General features: G+C 71.9%; 25 protein-coding genes. 15 read left to right on the forward strand and 10 right to left on the reverse strand.

Going from position 1 to position 21,000, the window contains the following annotated elements:
* Window positions 1-29: 29 nt before the first annotated feature.
* Both ACZ6YG_RS11720 and ACZ6YG_RS11725 read right to left on the reverse strand, forming a co-directional pair.
* Window positions 30-755: a L,D-transpeptidase family protein gene (locus tag ACZ6YG_RS11720; protein WP_271280292.1), complete on the reverse strand. Its 726-nt coding sequence runs from the start codon at window positions 753-755 to the stop codon at window positions 30-32.
* Window positions 756-866: 111 nt separating this feature from the next.
* On the reverse strand, window positions 867-1,007 hold the full coding sequence (locus ACZ6YG_RS11725; protein ID WP_187281204.1) for a hypothetical protein: 141 nt from the start codon (window positions 1,005-1,007) through the stop codon (window positions 867-869).
* Here ACZ6YG_RS11725 and ACZ6YG_RS11730 point away from each other — a divergent pair.
* Both ACZ6YG_RS11730 and ACZ6YG_RS11735 read left to right on the forward strand, forming a co-directional pair.
* Complete coding sequence (locus ACZ6YG_RS11730) at window positions 1,006-1,872, forward strand: hypothetical protein (RefSeq protein WP_466017945.1); 867 nt, start codon at window positions 1,006-1,008, stop codon at window positions 1,870-1,872. The two genes, ACZ6YG_RS11725 and ACZ6YG_RS11730, sit on opposite strands and share 2 nt — an antisense overlap.
* Before the next feature lie 225 nt (window positions 1,873-2,097).
* Window positions 2,098-2,604 carry a methyltransferase family protein gene (locus tag ACZ6YG_RS11735; RefSeq protein ID WP_148032118.1) on the forward strand — a complete coding sequence of 169 codons (507 nt, stop codon included), beginning with the start codon at window positions 2,098-2,100 and terminating at the stop codon, window positions 2,602-2,604.
* 6 nt (window positions 2,605-2,610) lie between these two features.
* Here the strand turns inward: ACZ6YG_RS11735 and ACZ6YG_RS11740 are convergent, their stop codons facing one another.
* Window positions 2,611-2,883, reverse strand: coding sequence for a hypothetical protein (locus tag ACZ6YG_RS11740; RefSeq protein WP_148032117.1), 273 nt, complete (start codon window positions 2,881-2,883; stop codon window positions 2,611-2,613).
* Window positions 2,884-2,981: 98 nt separating this feature from the next.
* Between ACZ6YG_RS11740 and ACZ6YG_RS11745 the strand changes: the two genes are divergently transcribed.
* The gene (locus tag ACZ6YG_RS11745) at window positions 2,982-3,956 is read left to right on the forward strand and encodes an acetylxylan esterase (protein WP_466017946.1); all 975 of its coding nucleotides are present in this window, start codon (window positions 2,982-2,984) and stop codon (window positions 3,954-3,956) included.
* A 70-nt stretch (window positions 3,957-4,026) separates the two neighbouring features.
* Here ACZ6YG_RS11745 and ACZ6YG_RS11750 read toward each other — a convergent pair whose 3' ends face one another.
* A complete protein-coding gene (locus tag ACZ6YG_RS11750; protein WP_148032115.1) occupies window positions 4,027-4,314 on the reverse strand; it encodes an iron-sulfur cluster biosynthesis family protein in 288 nt (95 codons plus the stop codon).
* Between the two features lie 182 nt (window positions 4,315-4,496).
* On the opposite strand from ACZ6YG_RS11750, the gene ACZ6YG_RS11755 reads away from it, so the two are divergent.
* From ACZ6YG_RS11755 to ACZ6YG_RS11780, 6 genes are all read left to right on the forward strand, one after another.
* On the forward strand, window positions 4,497-5,117 hold the full coding sequence (locus ACZ6YG_RS11755; RefSeq protein ID WP_187281202.1) for a DUF4142 domain-containing protein: 621 nt from the start codon (window positions 4,497-4,499) through the stop codon (window positions 5,115-5,117).
* Window positions 5,118-5,257: 140 nt separating this feature from the next.
* The gene (locus ACZ6YG_RS11760; RefSeq protein ID WP_466017947.1) at window positions 5,258-6,109 is read left to right on the forward strand and encodes a DUF2382 domain-containing protein; all 852 of its coding nucleotides are present in this window, start codon (window positions 5,258-5,260) and stop codon (window positions 6,107-6,109) included.
* 544 nt (window positions 6,110-6,653) lie between these two features.
* Window positions 6,654-6,863 carry a hypothetical protein gene (locus ACZ6YG_RS11765; protein ID WP_466017948.1) on the forward strand — a complete coding sequence of 70 codons (210 nt, stop codon included), beginning with the start codon at window positions 6,654-6,656 and terminating at the stop codon, window positions 6,861-6,863.
* 78 nt (window positions 6,864-6,941) lie between these two features.
* On the forward strand, window positions 6,942-8,342 hold the full coding sequence (locus ACZ6YG_RS11770) for an FAD-binding oxidoreductase (RefSeq protein WP_148032110.1): 1,401 nt from the start codon (window positions 6,942-6,944) through the stop codon (window positions 8,340-8,342).
* Between the two features lie 85 nt (window positions 8,343-8,427).
* A complete protein-coding gene (locus ACZ6YG_RS11775) occupies window positions 8,428-10,089 on the forward strand; it encodes an MFS transporter (RefSeq protein WP_466017949.1) in 1,662 nt (553 codons plus the stop codon).
* Window positions 10,086-11,210 (forward strand): FAD-dependent monooxygenase, encoded by a 1,125-nt coding sequence (locus tag ACZ6YG_RS11780; protein WP_271279522.1) that lies wholly within the window; start codon window positions 10,086-10,088, stop codon window positions 11,208-11,210. Before ACZ6YG_RS11775 ends, ACZ6YG_RS11780 begins: the two co-directional genes overlap by 4 nt.
* On the opposite strand, the gene ACZ6YG_RS11785 is transcribed toward ACZ6YG_RS11780, so the two are convergent.
* Window positions 11,194-12,288 (reverse strand): serine hydrolase domain-containing protein, encoded by a 1,095-nt coding sequence (locus ACZ6YG_RS11785; protein WP_364235229.1) that lies wholly within the window; start codon window positions 12,286-12,288, stop codon window positions 11,194-11,196. The two genes, ACZ6YG_RS11780 and ACZ6YG_RS11785, sit on opposite strands and share 17 nt — an antisense overlap.
* An 81-nt stretch (window positions 12,289-12,369) precedes the next feature.
* The gene (locus ACZ6YG_RS11790; protein WP_364235232.1) at window positions 12,370-12,702 is read right to left on the reverse strand and encodes a hypothetical protein; all 333 of its coding nucleotides are present in this window, start codon (window positions 12,700-12,702) and stop codon (window positions 12,370-12,372) included.
* 78 nt (window positions 12,703-12,780) lie between these two features.
* Here ACZ6YG_RS11790 and ACZ6YG_RS11795 point away from each other — a divergent pair, with 78 nt between their 5' ends.
* Entirely contained in the window at window positions 12,781-13,788 is a 1,008-nt protein-coding gene (locus ACZ6YG_RS11795; protein ID WP_466017950.1) for a hypothetical protein, read from the forward strand.
* Between the two features lie 30 nt (window positions 13,789-13,818).
* Here ACZ6YG_RS11795 and ACZ6YG_RS11800 read toward each other — a convergent pair whose 3' ends face one another.
* A complete protein-coding gene (locus tag ACZ6YG_RS11800; RefSeq protein ID WP_466017951.1) occupies window positions 13,819-14,676 on the reverse strand; it encodes a helix-turn-helix domain-containing protein in 858 nt (285 codons plus the stop codon).
* A 135-nt stretch (window positions 14,677-14,811) separates the two neighbouring features.
* Between ACZ6YG_RS11800 and ACZ6YG_RS11805 the strand changes: the two genes are divergently transcribed.
* A complete protein-coding gene (locus ACZ6YG_RS11805; RefSeq protein ID WP_466017952.1) occupies window positions 14,812-15,804 on the forward strand; it encodes an aldo/keto reductase in 993 nt (330 codons plus the stop codon).
* 7 nt (window positions 15,805-15,811) lie between these two features.
* On the opposite strand, the gene ACZ6YG_RS11810 is transcribed toward ACZ6YG_RS11805, so the two are convergent.
* From ACZ6YG_RS11810 to ACZ6YG_RS11820, 3 genes are all read right to left on the reverse strand, one after another.
* A complete protein-coding gene (locus ACZ6YG_RS11810) occupies window positions 15,812-16,411 on the reverse strand; it encodes a pentapeptide repeat-containing protein (protein ID WP_466017953.1) in 600 nt (199 codons plus the stop codon).
* A gap of 149 nt (window positions 16,412-16,560) precedes the next feature.
* Window positions 16,561-17,721 carry a cation:proton antiporter gene (locus ACZ6YG_RS11815; protein WP_148032101.1) on the reverse strand — a complete coding sequence of 387 codons (1,161 nt, stop codon included), beginning with the start codon at window positions 17,719-17,721 and terminating at the stop codon, window positions 16,561-16,563.
* Window positions 17,722-17,727: 6 nt separating this feature from the next.
* The gene (locus ACZ6YG_RS11820; protein ID WP_148032100.1) at window positions 17,728-18,210 is read right to left on the reverse strand and encodes a cation:proton antiporter regulatory subunit; all 483 of its coding nucleotides are present in this window, start codon (window positions 18,208-18,210) and stop codon (window positions 17,728-17,730) included.
* A 150-nt stretch (window positions 18,211-18,360) separates the two neighbouring features.
* On the opposite strand from ACZ6YG_RS11820, the gene ACZ6YG_RS11825 reads away from it, so the two are divergent.
* The 4 genes from ACZ6YG_RS11825 to ACZ6YG_RS11840 all read left to right on the forward strand — a co-directional run bounded on the left by ACZ6YG_RS11825 (window position 18,361) and on the right by ACZ6YG_RS11840 (window position 20,996).
* Window positions 18,361-19,023, forward strand: a complete 663-nt coding sequence (locus ACZ6YG_RS11825) for a response regulator transcription factor (RefSeq protein ID WP_261808613.1) — start codon at window positions 18,361-18,363, stop codon at window positions 19,021-19,023.
* A 92-nt stretch (window positions 19,024-19,115) separates the two neighbouring features.
* A complete protein-coding gene (locus ACZ6YG_RS11830) occupies window positions 19,116-19,523 on the forward strand; it encodes an ATP-binding protein (RefSeq protein ID WP_271279530.1) in 408 nt (135 codons plus the stop codon).
* Between the two features lie 31 nt (window positions 19,524-19,554).
* Entirely contained in the window at window positions 19,555-20,616 is a 1,062-nt protein-coding gene (locus ACZ6YG_RS11835; protein ID WP_466017954.1) for a PAS domain-containing sensor histidine kinase, read from the forward strand.
* The gene (locus tag ACZ6YG_RS11840; RefSeq protein ID WP_148032098.1) at window positions 20,613-20,996 is read left to right on the forward strand and encodes a response regulator; all 384 of its coding nucleotides are present in this window, start codon (window positions 20,613-20,615) and stop codon (window positions 20,994-20,996) included. The genes ACZ6YG_RS11835 and ACZ6YG_RS11840 overlap by 4 nt, the downstream gene beginning before the upstream one ends.
* The last annotated feature ends 4 nt before the right edge of the window (window positions 20,997-21,000 follow it).

Consider the following 21,000-nt stretch of genomic DNA (forward strand, 5'->3'; position numbering starts at 1 on the left):
GCCCCTCGACGGATTTTCGGCGCGGCGGCCTAACCCTTCAGCTTGTGGCCCTGCCTGACGTACACCGGCTCCCCGATGGTCACCATCCGGTAGAGGCGGTCGGCTATCGACATGGGGAGGCGCACACAGCCGTGGGAGCCGGGCCACGACGGCACCTTACGGCCGCCGTGGATCGCCACCCCGCCCACGAAGTACAGCGAGTTGTACATCGAGCCCAGCGGGCCCGTCGTCCAGCCCGGCGCGCGCTTGTAGACGCGGAAGTCGCCGATCGGGGTGACGGCGACGCGGCAGCGGCCGCCCTGGCAGAACCGCACCCCGGCGCCCGTCGAGGTGTGCGAGATGAGCACCGGCCGGCCGCGGCGGTAGACGGTCAGGAGCTGGCGGCGCAGGTCGATCTCGACCCGGTTGGCTGACCCGGTCTTCACCAGCGGGCGCACCTTCCTGGGCCGGGTCAGCCTCCGCCACACGTCGGTGTCGACGATGTTGGCGGCCTGCATGCCCTGGCTCTTCCTGAACGCCCACACCGCGAAGCGGGTGTCCTTGTCGTAGCTGCCGGTCGCCTTGGTGAACAGGTAGCCCATCTGGCGCAGCCGCTGCTGGAGCCACCTGACGTCCTCGCCGCGGTCTCCTGGCCGCAGGTCGATCTCCTCGTCCTCGCCCCAGCCGTCGTCGGCCGCCGCCGGGGAGATGAAAGGGGCGGCCGTCGGGAGAGCGAGGCACAGGACGAGCGCGAGAATGCGGCAGGCGTTGATCACGGAGTTAACGTATCCCTTGTTAGGAAATGGTGATCCCGCCGGAGGGTCTCATTCTGTAAAGAGCAGGCCAGGACAAATTCGGACATTTTGGGCCGCCTTCTTTTTGGTTCCCTAGAATGGCGTTTTTTTGAACCGGTATTGCTGAGTGGCGAGATAGTCCTGCTTCGCGGCAAGGGTATGTTCGCGGCTGTCGCGAGGCGTTTCAGAGCCCGCTTCCAGATCGATGAACCATGAACGGAAACCATCGCCCATGAACATTGCAAGCCGTATCCGCTCCGGCAGGCGGGTCGCCGGTCTCGCGCTGGCGGCGGCCGCCGCCGGAGCGACGCTCCTCCCCGCGGCACAGGCCGTCGCCGGTACCGGCCAGGTGGCCGGCACCGCCGTCGTCGTGCACGAGAAGCCGATTCTCTGCAAGCACCGCAAGTGCGGGCACCGCTACAGGTGCCACAGCTGCGGGCACCGTCGCGGCTGCCACAACTGCGGGCACCGCCACCACGACGGCAACTGGTTCTTCAAGAACAAGGGTCACCACCACCACCGCGACCTCGACGATGACGTCGACGACGACGAGTTCGAGCACAAGGGCCGCCACCACGACGACGGGTTCAAGCACAAGGACCGCGACGGCGACTGGGGTAAGCGCAAGGGCGACGACGAGCGCGGCGAGTGGGACGGGCGCAAGGGCTACCAGGACCGCGGTGACTGGAAGCAGTACAACGAGGACCGCGGCGAGTGGGACAAGTACAAGGGCGACCGCGCCGAGTGGGACAAGTACAACGGCGACCGGAACCGCGGCGAGTGGGACACGTACAACGGCGTCCAGGACCACGGTGACTGGGGCAGGTACAAGGGCGACCACGGCGAGTGGCAGAAGTACAACGGCGACCGCGGCGAGTGGGAGAAGTACGGCGACGGCGACCGCGCCGAGTGGGACACGTACAACGGTGACCACGCCCGCGGCGACTGGGGCAAGTACAAGGCTCCGCACAAGGAGAAGTGGGGTCACGGCCACTACGCCAAGAAGCACCACCACAACAACAAGTGGTGGGTGTGGCCGTTCGTCGAGAACGGCAGCGAGCCGTGGTGGCGCACCGACCAGAAGAAGAAGACCGCCTGAAAAAGCCGCTGGGGCTCGTCGCCCGTAGCGGAGGGGAATGAACCCGCCGCTCGTTTTCCGGCCCGGCCGCAGGCCGTGGCGAAAATCCGGCAGGCGGATTCCCTTCGGTGATTCATCGTGCGGACGAAATGCCGCACCCGTTTCGACGGGTGCGGCATTTCGCGTTCCCCGGGGGTGACGGGCCGATCCGAAGAAGTCATCATGTGATGAAATAAGGGGTGGGCCATGCGCAGGACATCAGCCGCGATCGGCAGTGCGATCTTCTTCCTCGCCGCCCCGGGCGTCGTCGCGGGCCTGGGCCCCTGGTGGGTCTCCGGCTGGGAGCCGCGCTCGCCGCTGCCCGGCGCCTGGATGATCCCCCTCAGGGTGGCGGGCGTGCTGCTGCTCCTGGCCGGGGCGGCCGTCGTCGTGGACGCGTTCGTCCGGTTCGTCGCCGAGGGCTCCGGCACGCCGGCCCCGATCGCGGCGCCCGGGCGGCTGGTCGTCGGCGGCCTCTACCGCCACGTGCGCAACCCGATGTACGTGGGCGTCCTGGCGGCGATCCTGGGCCAGGCGCTGCTGTTCGGCGACGGCGGGCTGCTGGTGTACGCGGCGGTGGCTGGGGCGGCGATGGGCGCTTTCGCGCACTGGTACGAGGAGCCGCGCCTGCTCGGCAGGTTCGGCGCCGACTACGAGCGATACCGGCGCGCGGTGCCCGGGTGGTGGCCGCGCGTCCGGCCGTACCACCCCTGACGCCGGTCACTCCAGCGGGTGCCCCAGGCGCAGGATGCGCCGGTCGCCGCTCACGGTCACCTCGCTGACGGTCCACATGCGCTCGTCGACGACGGTGCCGTCCATGGTCATGTAACCCCCGACGACCAGCAACGGGCGGCCGCCGATGAAGAAGAGCTCGGCCCGCGCCTCGGTCTCGTCGCCGAACCCCAGGATGAAGTCGTCGTAGTCCAGAGGGGCGTCGAGGATCATGCCCGGCGCCAGGTGGGGGCGGGAAGTCTGGAACAGGTGCACGTTCACGGGGGTCAGCTACCCGGATTCCTGATGATCGTGCACGCTGTGGCGCTGATGTGCGTGGATGCGATGAAATGTCTCCATCCCGAAAGGTTGGAGTATCTGTGCCCCTGTTCGATCTGCCGCTTGAGCGACTCCGCGACTACCGCCCCGACCGTGACGAACCCGCCGACTTCGACGCGTTCTGGGCCCGCACGCTCGCCGAGGCCCGCGAGTTCGCGCTGGACGCGGAGTTCACCCCGTACGAGCTGCCGTTCGCCCACGTGGACGCGTTCGACGTCTCCTTCGCCGGGTGGGGCGGGCACCGGATCAACGGCTGGTTCCTCATCCCGCGCGGCGCCGCGGCCCCGCTGCCGTGCGTGATGCACTACATCGGCTACAGCGGCGGGCGCGGCTTCCCGCACGACCACCTGATGTGGCCGGCGGCCGGGTACGCGGTGTTCGTGATGGAGACCCGCGGCCACGGCGGCGCCAGCGTGCAGTCGCCGGGCTCCACCGGCGACCCGCACGGCGCGGCGGGCCCGCAGGCTCCCGGCATGATGACCCGCGGGATCATGGACCCGGACGACTACTACTACCGCCGGGTGTTCGCCGACGCGGTCAGGGCCGTCGACGCGGCGGCGGCCCACCCGTCCGTGGACGCGAGCCGGATCGTGGTTTCAGGCGGCAGCCAGGGCGGTGGCATCGCGCAGGCCACCGCCGCGCTGCACCCGTCGGTGGCGGCGGCGCTCGTGGACGTGCCGTTCCTGACGCACTTCCGCCGGGCCCTCGAGATCACCGACCGCGACCCGTACCAGGAGCTGGTCCGGTTCCTCGCCACCCGGCGCGAGGCCGCCGACCAGGTGTTCCGGACGCTCTCGTACTTCGACGGGGTCAACTTCGCGGCTCGTGGCACGGTGCCGGCGCTGTATTCGGTGGCGCTGATGGACTTCGTCTGCCCGCCGTCGACGGTCTTCGCCGCCTACAACCACTGGCAGGGGCCGAAGGAGATCACGGTGTGGCCGTGGAACGGCCACGAGGGCGGGAGCGGCTACCAGCGCGAGGAGCAGCGCCGCCACCTGGCCGCGCTGTTCGCCTGACGCCCGCCTGGCACGCCGCCGATCCGGCACGTGGATCGTGCCGGACCCGGCGGCGTGCCGAGCTGCGGTGTCAGCCGGCGCGCTCGGTCACCAGGAAGGACACCGCCCCCTGGTCGTCGGCGCCGGCGTCGAGTGACTTGTCGTCCAGCACCGTCGCGGCCACCGGGTCGAGGTAGACGCGGGCGCCCTCCGACTCCACGACCGCGTCAGCCGGCTCGGGAGCCGTGGCCAGGGACAGGGTCAGCGAGCTGGCGTCGTCATCGCTGGAGGCGATGCGGATGCCGCCCTGCGCCGGCTCGGGCGCGCCCGCCGTGAGATTGCGGATCGCCTGGGCTGCATTAGCTGTCAGGGTGAGCACTACGGCTCCTCCTCGGATTCGACGTACATGAGTCGCCTGCCATTCCCCGGTCTGTCCGGGTCCTAACCTTTGTGGCCGGGACTTTTACCGGCGAACCGGCGTGGCGTGGCGGGCCGGGCCCGCCGGGCGCGCTTGGATGACTCTCCGTCAACGCACCATCACAGATCGTCGGGGGATTCAGCATGTCCGTTCCGCGCCCGTACCTCGCCCTGCTCCTGGCCGCCGTGACCGCCGTCACCGGCTGCAACAGCGGCCCCAGCACGTCCGCGGGGCTCGCCACGCCCGCCTCGCCCACCGCGGCCTCGCCGGGGACGGCCTCTCCCGCTCAGCCCTCCGACCAGGACCGGATCTGGCTCCGGGAGATCCACCAGGGCAACATGGCCGAGATCCAGGCGGGGGACCTGGCCCAGCACAAGAGCACCTCCGAGGCGGTCCAGAGGCTGGGCACGATGCTGGTCGAGGACCACACCAAGCTCGATCAGGAGGTCGTGAAGACCGCCGAGCAGCTCGGCGTCAGCCTGCCCAAGAACACCTCGGGCGAGCAGAAGAAGGTCATCGCCGGGCTCCGCGACGCCTCGCGCGCCGACTTCAACCAGGAGTTCCTGATCGCCATGCGCAAGGCGCACGAGAAGGCCATCACCGCCACGCAGACCGAGATCCAGAGCGGCACGTCGCCCCAGGTGAAGCAGCTGGCGGAGAAGGCGCTCCCGGCGCTGGAGATGCATCTCGACGAGATCGGCAAGATCCCCGGCGGGGAGGCGCCGGCGCCGGACAGCGGCGCCCCGGCCCCGGAGAACTCCTGAGGCGTCAACCCCGAATTACGCAAAACATCCCGGATGAGCGTGCGTTTGTGCAGGTATGGGGGTATTTGCCCGTCTTGAGCCACCTGTCGGTCCGGCGAAGCGGCCGTCAGAACGAACAATTCGGGGGAATCGTCGTGGCTATGCAGACAGAGATCCGGAGCCTTTTCGACTGCGATGTCATCGACTCCGATGGTCAGCGGGTCGGCAGGGTCGGCCAGGTCTACCTCAGCGACCGCACGGGGGACCCGGAGTGGGTCACGGTGCGCACCGGGATGTTCGGCATGAAGCAGAACTTCGTGCCGCTGACCGGTTCGCGCCGGTCCGGGAACGAACTGCGCGTCCCGTTCGTCAAGGAGATCATCAAGGGCGCGCCCAGCATCGACGTGGACGAACACCTGACCCTGGAGGAGGAGGCCGGGCTCTACCGCTACTACGGCATGCAGCCGTCCACCATCCCCAGCCAGCGCAAGCCCGAGGGCACGACCGGAACGACCACCGGAACGACCACCGGAACGACCGGAACGTCCGGAATGACCGCCGGGATGACCGGAAAGGTCACCGGCCCCGCGCCCGAGCGGCGCGGCGCGCGGGGGACCGAGCGGGATGTCGACATGACCCGCTCCGAGGAGACGATGCACGTCGGCAAGGAAACGAGGGAGGCCGGCCACGTCCGGCTGCGCAAGTACGTGGACAGCGAGAACGTCCAGGAGAGCATCCCGCTGGAGCACGACGAGGTCGTGATCGAGCGCGAGCCGATCTCCGGCGGCCAGCCCTTGGAAGGGCGCGAGCTGGAGGAGGACGAGGAGTCCATCACCCTGTACGAGGAGCGCCCGGTCGTCGGCAAGGAGACCCGGCCCGTCGAGCGCGTGCGCCTGCACAAGGAGAGAGTCCGCAAGGACGAGACGGTGCAGGGGGAGGTCCGCAAGGAGCGCTTCGAGGTCGACCGGGACGGCACGACGATCGACGAGGGCGACGACCGACGCGGGCGCTGACGCCCTCTTTCGCGCGGTTTTCAGGCGAGGGCGCACGGTCGCGCCCTCGCTTTCAGATGATGAAAGAACTCACATAGCGCAACGAAACCCTCGAATTCGGGCGGGCCTGATCCCGCTTGCGGGCTGTCACGACCCGTTACTCCGTGGTTGCTCTCTTACCCTCCCGCAGGGTAGTCGCGCCTGACCTTCGGGTTACATGGCGGACGGCTCGCCCGTGGCCCCCTTCCGCGGCCGAGATCCCCTTTCCGAGCACTACCGGAACGGTTTCGCGCGGTCTTCCACGCCGGCTGACCGGCGCGCCTGGAAGTTCCTGCGAGCCGCCCTGTGACCCATGAGGGCATTCCAACGCATTCGTTAAGTAGCAGTTGACAGCTTGACGGTAAATGGCAGGATCAGGGCGTGAACAAGTAGTTCAGGGTTTACAGAGCACTTCGCGGATGTCCTGAAAGGGGAGGTGACCAGCGAGATGAGCGTTACCCCCGACGGCGCCGCACCGACGTCACGGCCGACCGCGACCCAGAACCCGTTCGGTAGGAGCCCCGCCATGCACGTCCACCCCGATTACCGCCACCCCTACGACGGAGACCGGCAGCCGCCCAAGCCGCGTCTGGCCGTCTACGACCACCTGGAAGAGATCGCCGCACCCGAGCCGATCGAGCCTGACACCCAGGTCACCGAGCGGCTGTGGCAGATCCGGGAGATATCGAACAGGGCCATCGGCTCCATCGACGACCTGCTCAAGCGCACCGCCTGATCGCGAACCAATGAGGGGGGAGACCCGGCGAAGCGGCCGGCGATCCGCGGGGAATGTCTCGGCTCACCAAGGAGTGTCATGCAAGGTCACACGCGACTGGCGTCAGCAGTACGCGACGTCGGAGCACACCGCGCGCGGATGATCGCGGGCGTCGCGCGGCCCCAGAACGTCGACGAGGTACGCGCCGTGGTGCGGCGGGCAGCCGTCGAGGGGCGTCGTCTATATCCGCTGAGCACCGGGCGCAACTGGGGCATGGGCTCCGGCGTGCCGGCCAAGGACGAGAACGTGGTCGTCGACCTCAGCGCCATGAACCGCATCCGCAGCCTGGACCTGGAGAACGGCTTCGCCGTCATCGAGCCCGGAGTGACCCAGCGCCAGCTCGCCGAGGAGCTGCGCGACACCGACTGGATGCTCAACGTCACCTCCTCGTGCGCCGACACCTCCGTGGTCGGCAACGCGCTGGAGCGCGGCGACGGCTCGATCCGCTCCCGCGTGCACGACCTCGCCGGGCTCGAGGCCGTGCTCGCCGACGGCAGCCTCGTCAGCACCGGCGGGCTGGACCACTGGGGCCGCTACCGCGGCGCCGTCGCCGGCCCTGACCTGACCGGCGCCTTCGTCCAGCACAACCTCGGCATCATCACCGCGGGCGTCATCGCGCTGGTGCCCCGCCCGCAGGCCATCGGGCTGGTGCACGCCCGCATCCCGCGCGACCAGGCCGGCCGGGCCGTGGGCGCGGTGGGTTCGTTCCTGCGCAACGGCAACCCCGCCGACGGGCTGCTGCGGGTGCGCGAGCTGTCGCTGACGCCCAGCCGGGGCGGCTGGATGCTCCCGGACGGGGTGGACCCCGAACTGCTCACCATCGTCGGCCCGCTGCTCGGCAGCGGCGAGACCGTTCGCCTGGCCGAGGACCTGCTGCGCAAGCACCTGCTGGAGGTCGAGGGCGCCGAAGGGCTCCGCGTCCTGGACGCCGCGGCGGTGAGCCCCGACGACCCCCTCTACCCGCGGGCGCTCATGGCCCAGGGCATCCCCAACTGCCTGAGCGTGCACAACGCGCTCGGCGTCACCTCCTGCGACGACGTCGACGCCGGCCAGATCGGCTTCCTCGTGCTGCTGCCCAAGCTCCCGATGGACGAGATCTCCACCGAGAACCTCCTGACCGTGCTCCGCGCGGCCGTCGAGTGCAACGGCACCGCGGCGATGATGGAGTGGAACATGGTCAGCAGGAACCTCGCCAACGGCGTCATCCAGATCTTCTTCGACCGGGGCGTGGCGGACGCGCCGGCCCGCGCCCACCGCCTGCGCCAGGACGCCAACGGCCTGCTGCGCGGCTACGGCTGCCCCATCTACCGCTCCGACATCGACAACGCCGCCGCCGACGTCTACGCCCAGTCCTCGACGGCGACCCTGTCCATGCTCTACCGGCTCAAGGGCGCGCTGGACCCGTACGGACTGGTCTCGCCGGGACGCTACAGCGCCTGACGGCGGCGGGGACGGGAAGGCACGACCGCCGCCCGGCGCGCCGGGCGGCGGGAACGACATCCGGGCTCTCATGGAGGTGGCCACGTTGCGTCAGTCGCCAGTCGTCGAGACGGGCTCATACCCGGTCACGCGAAAGCCCGCACGCGGGCGCGGCACGCTGCTGCGGCTGGTAGGCGCCGGCGTCATGTTCACCGTCATGGCCGACACCACGGCCACCACGCTCGCCGTCGGCCTGATGCAGCACGGCGACGCCGGGAACGCCCTGCCGCTGAACGACCTGCTCTGGCTGACCAGCGCCGCGTTCGTGCCGATCGCGGCCCTGCTGGCCACCGCGGGACGCTGGGCCGACCTGTTCGGCCGCCGCCGCGTGCTGATCATCGGGCTCGTGGTGTTCGTCCTCGGCGGGCTCGCCACGCTCACCGTGCCCGACTGGCCGATGGTCCTCGCGGCCAGGGCCGTGCAGGGGGTCGGCGCCGCCGCCATGATCCCGGCCAGCCTCGCCGTGCTCCTCGGCGAGCTGCCCGAGCACCAGCGGCGGGGCGCCATCGCGCTGTGGAGCTCCGCCTCCGGCGTCGGCTGCCTGCTCATGCAGGCGGGCGGCGGCTGGCTGGCGGAAGGGTTCGGCTGGCGCGCGCTGTTCGCGCCGGTCGTCGTGGTCGGCATGCTCCTGCTGCTCGCCGCCACCTGGCTGCCGCCCGGCCTGCCCGCCGGCCGGAGCGGCGCCCGGACGCGGCCCGACATGCTCGGCGCGGTCCTGCTGGCCGCCTCGATCGGGGCCATCGTCCTGGCCATCTCCAAGGCGACCTCGTGGGGCGTGGTCTGCGCCTACCTGGCCGCCGGCGCGCTCGTCCTGCTGGTCCTGTCGCTCCTGCGGTCCCGCCGGCACCGGGTGCCCGCCGTCGACCTGACGCTCTGGCGGCGGCCCGGCTTCGCCTGGGGCTGGCTCGCGACCTGGGGATTCGGCGTGCTGTCGTACGGCCTGCTCGCGCTGCAGCCGCTCTACCTCCTGCACCTGGGCTTCCCCATGCTGGAGGTCGCGCTGTGGCTGACGCCCACCTCCGTCGCCGTGGCGGTGACCGCGTGGCTGGGCGGCAAGGTCGTGCGCAAGCTGGGCCCGTACGGTCTCATCTACGTCGGCGCCACCGCGTGCGGCGGCTCCTGTGTCGTGGCGCTGGCGCAGAGCGGTCCCACGCTGTGGGGGCTCGCGGCGAGCGTCGGCGTGGGCGTCGGGGTGGGGGCGCTCGCGCCCGGCACCTCCATGGCCACCACCCTGGCCGCCCAGCCGCACCAGTACGCCTCCGCGGTGGGCGCGGCCGTCATGTCCCGCATGGTCGGCGGCGCCGTCGGCGTGGCCACCGTGTCGGTCGTCATCGGCCACCCCTTCATGGTGGGCCCCATGGGCGGTCTGGCCAGCGCGCTGGCGGTGTGCGTGGCCGTCTCCGTGCTGGTCGGCACGCTCGCCCTGATCAAGATGCTGCGGATGCCGCACGCCACCGGCGAGGTCATGGTCCTGGTGCCCCGCAAGATGCTGCTGGAGCTGCGCATGCAGCTGGCCACGGTCGCCGCCGAAGCCGACGCGCTGCTGCCCCCGCAGCCCGCCGCCGACCCCGGCCACCCCGCGGTCCCGGCGGTACCGCCCCAGCTGGGGCGGGGCCAGGCCCACGCCATGAGGCCCGGCTCGCAACCCCGCGTGCACGGGGGCACGCGTCTCGCAAGAACACCAGAAGGGCTCTCATCATGGCAATGACGACATCCTGCGACGTAGCGATCGTCGGCGCCGGTCTCGGCGGCTGCTTCCTGGCCCTGTTACTGGGCCGCAGCGGCCGGAGCGTCGTCGTCGTGGAGCAGGGCACGGCCATCCCGGCCGCCGGCGCCGACTTCGTCAAACGCCCCGGCATGGCGGTCCTGGCCCGGCACGGGCTGGGGAGCCTGGTGGAACGGCACTCGCTCAAACGCGACATCGTCCGCTACTACCACGACGGCGAGCCGATCCAGGAATGCCGTTACCCCGACGGCTTCCTCATCCGCCCCTACCGCGAGCTGGTCGAGGTCATCTACTCGTCCTGCGCGATGGAGGGCGTCGAGTTCTGGTTCGACTCGCGGATCGAGAGCCTGGAGCGCGACGGCGACCGGGTGGCCCGGCTGGTCCTGGCCGACGGCCGCGAGCTGCGGCCCGGCGTGGTCATCGCCGCCGACGGCACCCGCTCGATGGTGCGCCAGGAGCTCGGCATCACCAAGGAGACCACCTCCTACCCGCACATGCTGCGGGTGGCCACCGTGCCGCTGACCGCCAGCGTCGCCCGGCTCAACCGGCTCTACTTCAACTCCGAGGGCTGGTTCAGCTACCTGTATCCGGTCAACGAGGAGCAGGCCCGGGTGTTCGTCGGCCTGCCGCTGGAAGACGACGACGAGGTGTTCGGGCACGGCCTGCTCGTGGACGCGCTCAAGGAGTTCGTCACCGAGAACGACGACGCCTACGACGTCCTCGGCCCCGCGCACTGGCAGAAGATCCCGGTGGCGGCGATGCGGGTGCCGGTGTACCACAAGGGCAACGCCGCCCTGCTCGGCTCGGCCGCGTTCGCCTGCCACCCGATGACCGGCATGGGCATGAGCTACACCATGCACGACGCCGAGATCCTCGCCGGGATCATCTGCGCCGCCGAGGGAGACCCGGCGCTGCTGGAGAAGGGGCTGGAGACCGGGTACGAGCCGCGCAGGCACGCGCACGGCGAGCTGATCGACTACGGTGACGCGCTGTCAGGGACGTTCCACGACAAGGCGGCCTACCTGGACGTGTTCCGCGAGGACCTGCACGTGTTCGGCGACACCGAGCCGATCGGCGACGGGTACGTCAGGGTGCTGCGCTGAGCACCGCCGAGCCGATCCGGTCCACGGTGGCGAAGTCGCCGATGCGGTTCTTCAGGATCCCGACGGCCAGCCCGGTCCGGGTGTCGGCGAAGGCCACCGTGCCGCCGCTGCCCGGCATGCCGAACACGGTGGGCGCGGCGAGCCCCGGGGTGAGCCCGATCGCGTAGCCCAGCCCCCACGCGGCCTCGACGCCGGTGACCTCGTCGAGGCCGCGCACCGCGGGCGCCGACAGCTCGCGCAGCCGCGCCGGCGGCACCAGCTCGCCCGTCAGCAGCGCGTCGTAGACGCGCGCCACCGCACGGGCGGTCATCGTGCCGCCGGCCGGGATCTCGGCCGTGAGCACGTCGCGCCGGTTGCTGAACCCGGCGTCCGGCATGGCCGCCATCGGCGCGGCCGTGTAGCCGCCGACCACCCGGAAGAACGGGATCCCGTTCCGCAGCGACGGCGGCGGCGTCACCGGCGGGGCGACCTCCTCGATCCGCGCCAGCCGGCCCAGCTCCGCCTCCGGCACGGCGAAGAACAGCTCGCCCGAGACGCCGAGCGGCCCGGCGACCTCCTCCTCCAGCACCTGCGAGATCCGCTTGCCCGTGGCCCTGCGCACCACCTCGCCCAGCAGGTAGCCGAAGGTCTGCGGGTGGTAGCCGCACCGGGTGCCCGGCTCCCACCACGGCTCGGCGTCCGCGATCGCCGCGCACATCAGGTCCCAGTCGCACAGGTCCTCCGGCGTGGTCGCCTCGGGCACGCCGGGCACGCCGGCCTGGTGGGAGAGGGCGTGGCGGATCGTCGCCCGCTCCTTGCCGCGCGCGCCGAACTCCGGCCACAGCTCGGCGATCGGCGTGTCGTACGAGAACACCTTCCGCTCGGCCAGCACGTGCACCACGGCCGCGGTGACGCCCTTGCCGGTCGAGGTCGCGTACACGGGGGTGCTTGACGTGAACGGCCGCCCGGTCGCCGCGTCCGCCACCCCGGCCACCACGTCCGCCAGCAGCTCTCCCCGCCGGTAGACGGCCACCTGCAGCCCGCGCTCCGCGCCCGACGCCACCAGCTCGTCGGCGATGTCCTGCACGATCTTCTGCATGTCTGTCACCTTAACGCTGGTATGACCGCCCCGGTGGCAGGAAGTCATCGGCGGGCCGGCCCCGCCACGGAGGACGCGGCGTCATGGCGTCGTGAGCCCGGGCTTCGCGCCGTCCTCACGCGGCGGGCGGCCCGCCGCGGTGACCACCAGCTCCGCCCGCCCGGCCACCTCCGCCACCTCGAACCCGGCCGCGCCGAGGATCGTGCGTAACGCGAGCCGGACGGCCGTGCGGATGGTGTCGTGACGGGAGGGGTCACCGGACGGGACGCTCCAGCGCACCACCACGCCGCGCTCCGGGTCGCACCACACGCTGAGCCCGCCGTCGCTCGGCTTGCGGGACGGCGCCACGGCGAATCCGGCGTCTCTGAGCTCCTGGCACACCAGGCGTTCCAGCTCGGGATCCGCCACGTTCATGACAACTCGCTGCCCATGACCGCCCGCCGCGAACCTACCCTCAGGTGCGAGCGCCGTACCTCCCGTACGATGGCGGGCGTGCGCGTGGGGGAAGCCGTGGACACGGCCCGCCGGTGGGTGCGCGACGAGGGCGCCCGCCTGCCCGGGTTCGGCGGCGCGTTCCTGACCGGCTCGGCGCTGTGGGCGCCGCCCGGCTCCGCGCTGCCGCCGCACTCCGACGTGGACGTGATGGTGGTGCTCGACGAGCCCGCCGGGCACGGGCGCAAGGTCCGGTACGGGGGAGCGCTCCTGGACGTGTCGTTCCTGCCCGCCACCCGGGTGGAGTCGGCCGAGGCCGTGCTGCGCGACTACCACCTGGCCGGCGCCTTCCACCGGCCCGGCGTGCTGGCCGACCCCACCGGGCGGCTGAGGGACCTCGGCCGCGAGGTGTCCCGCCGGTTCGCCGGGCGGCGCTGGGTGCTGGCCCGCTGTGACCACGCCCTGGAGACGGTCCGCGCCCGGCTGGCCGGCGCCGGCTCGCCGGGGCCGCTGCCCGGCCAGGTGAACGCGTGGCTGTTCGGCACCGGGGTGACGGCGCACGTCCTGCTGGTCGCCGGGCTGCGCAACCCGACCGTCCGCCGCCGGTACGCGGCCACCCGCGAGCTGCTCGACGGGCGCGGCCTCGCCGACCACCACGAGCACCTCCTCGACCTGCTCGGCTGCGCCACCATGACCCCGGGCCGGGTCCGGCGCCATCTGGACGGGCTGGAGCGGCTCTTCGACACGGCCGCGCGGGTGGACGCCCCCGGCTACCGCTTCGACTCCGACATCACCGCCGCCGCCCGGCCGATCGCCGTCGACGGCACCCGCGCCCTCGTCGACGCCGGTCTGCACCGGGAGGCGGTCTTCTGGCTGGCGGCCACCTACGCGCGCTGCCTGCTCAAGCTCGCCGCGGCCGGTCGGCCGGCCCAGGAGGACGCCCTCCTCGAACTGCTCTCCGACCTGGGCGCGGACACCCCCGCCGCCCGCCAGGCCCGCGCCGCCACCGTCCTGGCGGCCCTCCCGTCCCTCCGGCGCACGGCCGGACACCTGGCCCCGCCCGCCTGACCACGCGCGCACTCCCCGTGGCGCCCTGGGTCAGGCGGTGACCGCGTGGAGGGCGCCGGGCTGGCGGCCGGTCAGGTGGTCCAGGGCCGCGGCCGTGGTCTCGTCGGCGGGAAGGTAGACGACGAGCCGCTGGTCGGCGTCCGCCAGGTCGAGGGACTCCACGACCAGCCGGAGCTCGCCCGCGCCCGGATGGGCCAGCCGCTCGCGGTAAGGGGTCGCGGGCGGCGCCGGCGGGGCGTGGAGCAGCTCGGTGAACACCGCACCGGCCGTGATCGTCAGCTCCTCGACGAGGTGTACGGCCCGCCCGTCGCCCATGGCGGCGGCCAGCCGCAGGGCGGTGGCCCGCCCGGCGGCCACCGCGCCCCACTCGGGAAAGGCGGCCCGCGCCCGGGGGTCGGTGAACACGTAGCGGGCCAGGTTGGGCTGATCGTCGTCGAGGACGCCCAGCGCCGCCACCATCAGGGCGTAGCCGGCGGTGTGCGCCAGCACGTCCTCCAGCCGGTTGAGCAGGACGGCCGGGGCCGGCTCCAGCCGGTCGAGCAGCGCACGGAGCGTGGGCCGCACCGTGCGCGCGGGCGAGGACGCGGCGGCGGAGCAGAGCAGCGCGTCGCCGCCGGCCATCTTGGCCAGGTGGCGCAGGTGCAGCCGCTGCTCGAAGCTCAGCCCGAGCACGTCGGCGAGCGCCCCCAGCACCTGGGCGGACGGGTTGCGGTCGCGGCCCTGCTCCAGCCGGGTCAGGTACTCGACGCTGATGCCCGCCAGCGTCGCCAGCTCGGCCCGGCGCAGCCCGGGGGTGCGGCGCCGCGGCCCCTCCGGCAGGCCGACGTCGCCCGGCCTGACCGCTTCCCGGAGGCCGCGCAGGTAGGCGGCCAGCTCGTTCCCGCTCACGCAGGGCAGTCTAGGCGGGACGGCGCCCGCGCATCGTGGCCCTGTCAGGGCCAGTCTCCGCCCGGTCTCCCTCCCCGGCCGGCGGCCCCGCCATGGTGGACCCCGTACGGAATGACGAGTGAAGGGAAGACGGCCATGAGGTACCGGTTGCTCGGGCGTACCGGGTTGAGGGTGTCGGAGCTGTTCCTCGGCGCCATGACGTGGCGGGCGGTGACGCCCGGGGTGCGCGCGATGCTGGACCTGTACGAGGACGCGGGCGGCAACGTCGTCGACACGGCCTCCGCCTACGGCGAGTCGGAGAGCGTGGTCGGCGAGGTGCTGGAAGGGCGGCGGGACCGGTTCGTGGTGGCGACCAAGTACACCCTGACCCGCGACGCCGGCGACCTCAATGCGGCGGGCAACCACCGCAAGAACCTCGTGCTCTCCCTGGAGCGGAGCCTGCGGCGGTTGCGCACCGACTATGTGGACCTGCTCTGGGTGCACATCTGGGACCGGCACACGCCGCTGGAGGAGACGATGCGGGCCCTCGACGACGTGGTCCGAGCGGGCAAAGTGCTCTATGTCGGGATATCGGATGCGCCGGCGTGGGTGGTGAGCCGGGCCAACACGCTGGCGGAGTGGCGCGGATGGACGCCGTTCGCCGGCCTCCAGGTGCCCTACAGCCTGCTGTGGCGCGACGTCGAGCGCGAGCTGCTGCCGATGGCGGAGGAGTCGGGGCTGACGGTGGCCGCCTGGGCGACGCTCGCCCAAGGCGTGCTGTCGGGCAAGTACACCGCCGGCCCCGCTCCCGAGACCCCCACCAGGATCGAGCCCGGCTCGGTGACGGAACGCGAGCACGCGGCGGCCAGAGCCGTCATGGACGTCGCGGACGACCTGGGCGTCACGCCGTCGCAGGTGGCGATCGCCTGGACCCGGGCCCGCTCGCGCGTGGTGCACCCCATCGTCGGCGCGAGCACCCCCGGCCAGCTCGCCGACAACCTCGCCGCGGCGGACGTCACCCTCCCCGAGGAGGCCATGGAGCGCCTCGCCCAGGCGGCGCCCTTCACCCGCGGCTTCCCCGCCGACTTCATCGCCGAGGCCGGCGGGGTCTTCGGCACCCGGATCGACCGCCTCGACGGCCGCCCCTGACACCGGATCAGGGGAGGACCTGGAGACCCAGGGCGGTGACGATGACCGTGGCCTGGTGGGGGTCGACGGTCGCGTCGCGCAGGGTGACCGCCGACGGGTCGAGCGTGCTCAGGTCGCTGCCGCGCAGATCGCACGAGGTCAGGTCGGCCCGGCGCAGCGCGGCGCCGCTGAGGTCGCAGCGGCGCAGGGTGGCGCCCGTCAGATCGGCCCCCGACAGGTCGGCCTCGCGCAGGCGGACCCCGTCGAAGGCGCTGCCCCGCAGGTCGGCGCCCGCCAGCGAGGTGAACGACCAGTCGCCGCCGTCGACCTTGAGCAGCCCGTAGGTGCAGCCCGAGAACGTGCTGCCCGTCAGCTTGCAGCCGTTGAACGTGGCGTCGAAGAACGAGCAGCTCCCGAACGTGCACGCGACGAAGGCGGCGTCGGCGTGGACCGACACGTTGAAGCGGACGTTGCTGAACGTGCACTCCTCGAAGGTCGTGCCGTCGTCGGCCATCTCCATCATGTCGAGGTCGACGAACCGCACCCGCCGGAAGGTCTCGCCGTCGAGGTCGCGGTCGTCCCACTCGTCGGGGCCGATCGTGGTGTCGGCCGTCACGCGTGTCGTCATCGCGCGCCCGCCTCCACCCGCTCGCCGACGACGACCACGCGGTCGCCGCCGGCGTTGTCCGTGAACTCCACCGTCAGCCGCCTCCTTCGATGATCGGAGGCAAACCTCCCACACCCCACCGACAGAAACGGAAGAGCGCGCGCCGCCGGTCAGGCGCGCTTGGCGATGGCTTCGAAGAGAGGCTGGACGAGCTTGGCCGCGAGCGGGCCGAAAGCGGCCAGGATCAGGACGTACGCGGCCGCCAGCGGACCCAGGTCGGGGTGGGCGCCGGCCGCCACCGCGAGACCCGCGATGACGATGTTGAACTCACCGCGCGGCACCAGGGCGATGCCCGCCCGGGCCTGACCCGCTTTGGAGATGCCGGCCCGCCTGGCCGCGTACATGCCCGTCGCCAGCTTGGTGAGCATGCTGACCAGCGCCAGCGCGGCGGCGATAGCCGCCACCGGGAGGATCTTCGTCGGGTCGGTCTGCAGGCCGAAGAAGACGAAGAACACCGCCGCGAACAGGTCGCGCAGCGGCGCGAGCAGCGCCTGCGCGTCGTGCGCGAGCTGGCCGGACAGGGCGATCCCGACGAGGAAGGCGCCGACCGCCGCCGACACCTGGAGCTGCTGGGCGATGCCGGCCACCAGCAGCGCCAGGCCGACGACCTTCAGCAGCAGCACCTCGTTGTTGGGGCTGGAGACGAACGCCTCGATCCACTTGCCGAACCGCAGCGCGATCAGCAGCACCACGGTCACCGTGGCCAGCGCGATGCCCACCGCGATCGCCCCGCTGAGCAGGCTGAGCCCGGCCAGGGTGGCGGTCAGGATCGGCAGGTAGACGGCCATCGTGAGGTCTTCGAACACCAGCAGCGACAGCACGGTCGGTGTCTCGCGGTTGCCGATCCAGCCCAGGTCGCTCAGCACCTTGGCGGTGATGCCGGAGGAGGTCGCGTACGTGACGCCGGCCATCGCCAGGGCGGCCACCGGCCCCCAGCCGAGCAGCAGCGCCAGGATCGCGCCGGGCGCGGCGTTGAGCACGAGGTCGACGATGCCGGCGCGGGCGTTGCCCTTGAGGCTGGAGACCAGCTCGTCGGCGTTGTACTCCAGGCCGAGCGTCAGCAGCAGGAGGACGACGCCGATCTCCGCGCCGATGGAGATGAACTCCTCGCTGGTGGCCAGAGGAAGGACGCCGCCGGTGCCGAAGGCGAGCCCGGCGATCAGATAGAGGGGGATGGCGGAGATGCCGGCGCGCAGCGCCAGCGCTCCGAGCACGCCCAGGCCGAGGAGAACGGCCCCGAATTCGAGGAAGAGTATCGCTGTGTGATGCACCCGGCCCTAGCCTTCAGCCAATATGTCGCCGACTTCGGCCGTGCTGTCCGCGCTGCCCACCACGACCACGATGTCGCCGGGAAGGAGCACGAAGTCGGGGCCGGGGCTGGCGTAGACCTGCCCGTTGCGGACGATCGCGACGATCGACGCGTTCGTCCGGGTCCGCACGCGCGCGTCGCCCATCGGCCTGTTCACGTACGGGGAGGTGGCCGGGATCGGCAGCTGGAGGCTGACCAGGCCCTCGACCTCGGCGTGCGCCTGGTTGAGCCGCGCGACGATGCGCGGGGCGCCGAGCAGCTCGACGAGCGCGTCGGCCTCCTCGTCGTTGAGCTTGACTGCTTCGCAGGCCCGGTCGGGGTCGTCCTTGCTGTAGATGACGAGATCACGCCGCCCAGTGCGGTGCGAGATCACCCCGATTCTTCGGCCTGAATGGGTGGTGAACTCATGGCGCAGCCCTATCCCCGGCAGCGCCGTCTGCTCGACCTCCACGGCTGTATCCCATCCATCTTGATCCGAAAACAACGGGAGAACATTACCAATCTCCACCCATAGTGTCGGCACCGAGAGGAACCGACATAGCAGGTGAACGGTAGTGTGCGGAGAAGACAATCGTCGGGAGCAGGTAAAAGGGGAGCTGCCGTGTCACCCTCGCAGGGGCCGCACCCGCCCGCCCCCGTGCGACTTCTGCTCGTGGAGGACCACGACATGGTGGCCGAGGCGATCGCGATGGCGCTCGACCACGACCCCGGCATCGAGGTGGTGGCCAGGTCCCGATCGGTGGCCGCCGCCGTGGCCGACGCCCGCGCCCACCTGCCCGACGTGGTGGTGCTCGACCGGCGGCTGCCCGACGGCGACGGCATCACGGCCATCGGCCGCATCTCGCAGGCCGCCCCCGGCGCCCGCGTGCTGGTTCTGACCGCCGAGGCGACGCCGGCGATCGCCGTGCGCGTGGTGGAGGCCGGTGGCGCGGGCCTGGTGGTGAAGTCGTCGGGGCTGCGCGAGCTCGAGTCGGCGGTGATCGAGGTGGCCTCGGGCGGGGTGGCGTTCGGGCCGGGCCTGCTGCCCGCCGTGCTCGACCAGCTCGCCGGCCGCGGGCGGGCGGGCCGGGGCGCGCTGACCGGGCGGGAGCGTGAGACGCTCCACCTGCTCGCCGAGGGCGTGAGCACCGACCAGCTGAGCGAGCGGCTCGGCATCGCCCGCAACACCGCCCGCAACCACATCCAGCGGGTGCTGGAGAAGCTCGGGGCCCGGTCCAAGCTGGAGGCGGTGGCCATCGCCCGGCGTGAGGGCCTGCTTGACTGATGCACCTGCACCAGGCCCGTTCCGCACCAGCACCAGAAAGGTCGGCGCGGTTGCGTCTCGCGGCCGGGCTTCGGGTGGCCGAAAGTAGGACCATGGGCACGGGACTCGACTCGCACATGGTGGAGCACCACCTCGCGGAGGAGATGGGCAGCATCTCCGTCGCCCGGCAGGTCGCCCGTGACACCCTGATGACGTGGGGCTATCGAGGCCGCTTCGAGGACGTGCTGCTCGTCGTCTCCGAGATGGTCACCAACGCCCTCGTGCACGGCGCCGGCGCGCCGGTGCTGCGCATCGCCGGCGGTCTCGGCCACATCCGCGTCGAGGTCGGCGACTCCAGCGACGCGTTGCCCAGGCCGCGGAGCCCCGGCCCGTCCGACGGCTGGGGGCTGCACGTCGTCGAAGAACTGAGCATCGCCTGGGGCACCTCGCTCCAGGAGGGCGGGAAGGTGGTCTGGTGTGAGCTCGCGGCCCCTCTCACCGCTGTCACCACCGCCGATTGAGGGGGTGCGGGTCCCTCAGAGGGACACCGCCGTGCGAAGCTGCACTATGCCCGAGCACGAGCACGTCGACCTCCAGCTCCTCCTTCAGAGCCTCGTCGACTACGCGATCTTCATGCTGGATCCGGGCGGCCGTGTCATGAGCTGGAACGCCGGCGCTCAGCGCATCAAGGGCTACGCGGCCGACGAGGTCACCGGCCGTCACTTCTCGATCTTCTACCCGCCGGAGGACATCGCGGCGGGCAGACCCGCCCGCGGCCTGGAGACCGCCGCCGCCGAGGGCAGGTTCGAGGACGAGGGCTGGCGGGTGCGCAAGGACGGCACCCGGTTCTGGGCCAACGTGGTGATCACGGCCCTGCGCGACGGCGAGGGCCGGCTGCGCGGGTTCGGCAAGGTGACCCGCGACATGAGCGAGCGCCGCAACGCCGAGCGCGCGCTCGACGAGCGCGGCAGGCTCCTCGCCCACCTGGTGCAGGCCCAGGAGAAGGAGCGGCGGCGCATCGCCTGGGACGTCCACGACGACACCATCCAGTCGATGGTGGCTGTCGGCATGCGCCTGCAACTGCTGGCCTCCCAGCTGCCGGGCGACCACGCCGAGGCCGTGCTGCGGCTCAACGACACGGTCAACGCCGCCGTCGGCCGCCTGCGCAACCTCGCCTTCTTCCTGCACCCGCCGGGCCTCGACAGCGGCGGCCTGGTCGACACCCTGTCCGGCTATCTGGAGCAGGTCGTCTCCACCGCGGGCCTGACCTACGACTTCGTCCCCGACCTCGACGAGGAGCCGCCGCCGGAGACCGCGATCACCGTGTTCCGGATCTGCCAGGAGGCCCTCACCAACGTGCGCAAGCACGCCCACGCCTCCTCCGTGCGGGTCTCGCTCGCCTCCGCCGACCAGGGCGTGCACGTCAAGGTCGGCGACGACGGCGTCGGCTTCGCCGATCCGGGCGACGGCTCCTCCCGGATGGGGCATTTCGGCCTGATCGAGATGCGCGAGCGAGCCGAGATCTCCGGCGGCTGGTGGCAGCTCCACAGCAGTCCCGGCGAGGGGTCCACGGTGGAGTTCTGGGTGCCCGCGGTGCGGCCGAGGCGGTCATGAGCGCCGCGCCGGACCGGCTCACCGTCCTGATCGGCGACGACCAGCCGCTGATCCGCGAGGTGCTCACCGAGGTGCTGACGGCCGAGCCCGACCTGGACGTGGTCGCCGTGGCCGCCGACGCCCGGGAGGCGGTGCGGCTGGCGGTCCGCCACCTGCCCGCGGTCGCCATCCTCGACGTGCGGATGCCCGGCGGCGGGGCGTGGGCGGCGAGGGAGATCCGCCGGCTGTCGCCCGCCACCAGGGTGATGGCGTTCTCCGCCTACGGCGACTCCCGCTCCGTCGACGAGATGCGCCGCGTCGGCGTCCGCGAGTACCTGCTCAAAGGGCTGCCCAACAGCGACATCGTGGCGGCCGTGCGGCGCACGGCCGCCACCTCCTGACCTC

This window comes from Nonomuraea sp. NPDC054003 (assembly GCF_055585125.1).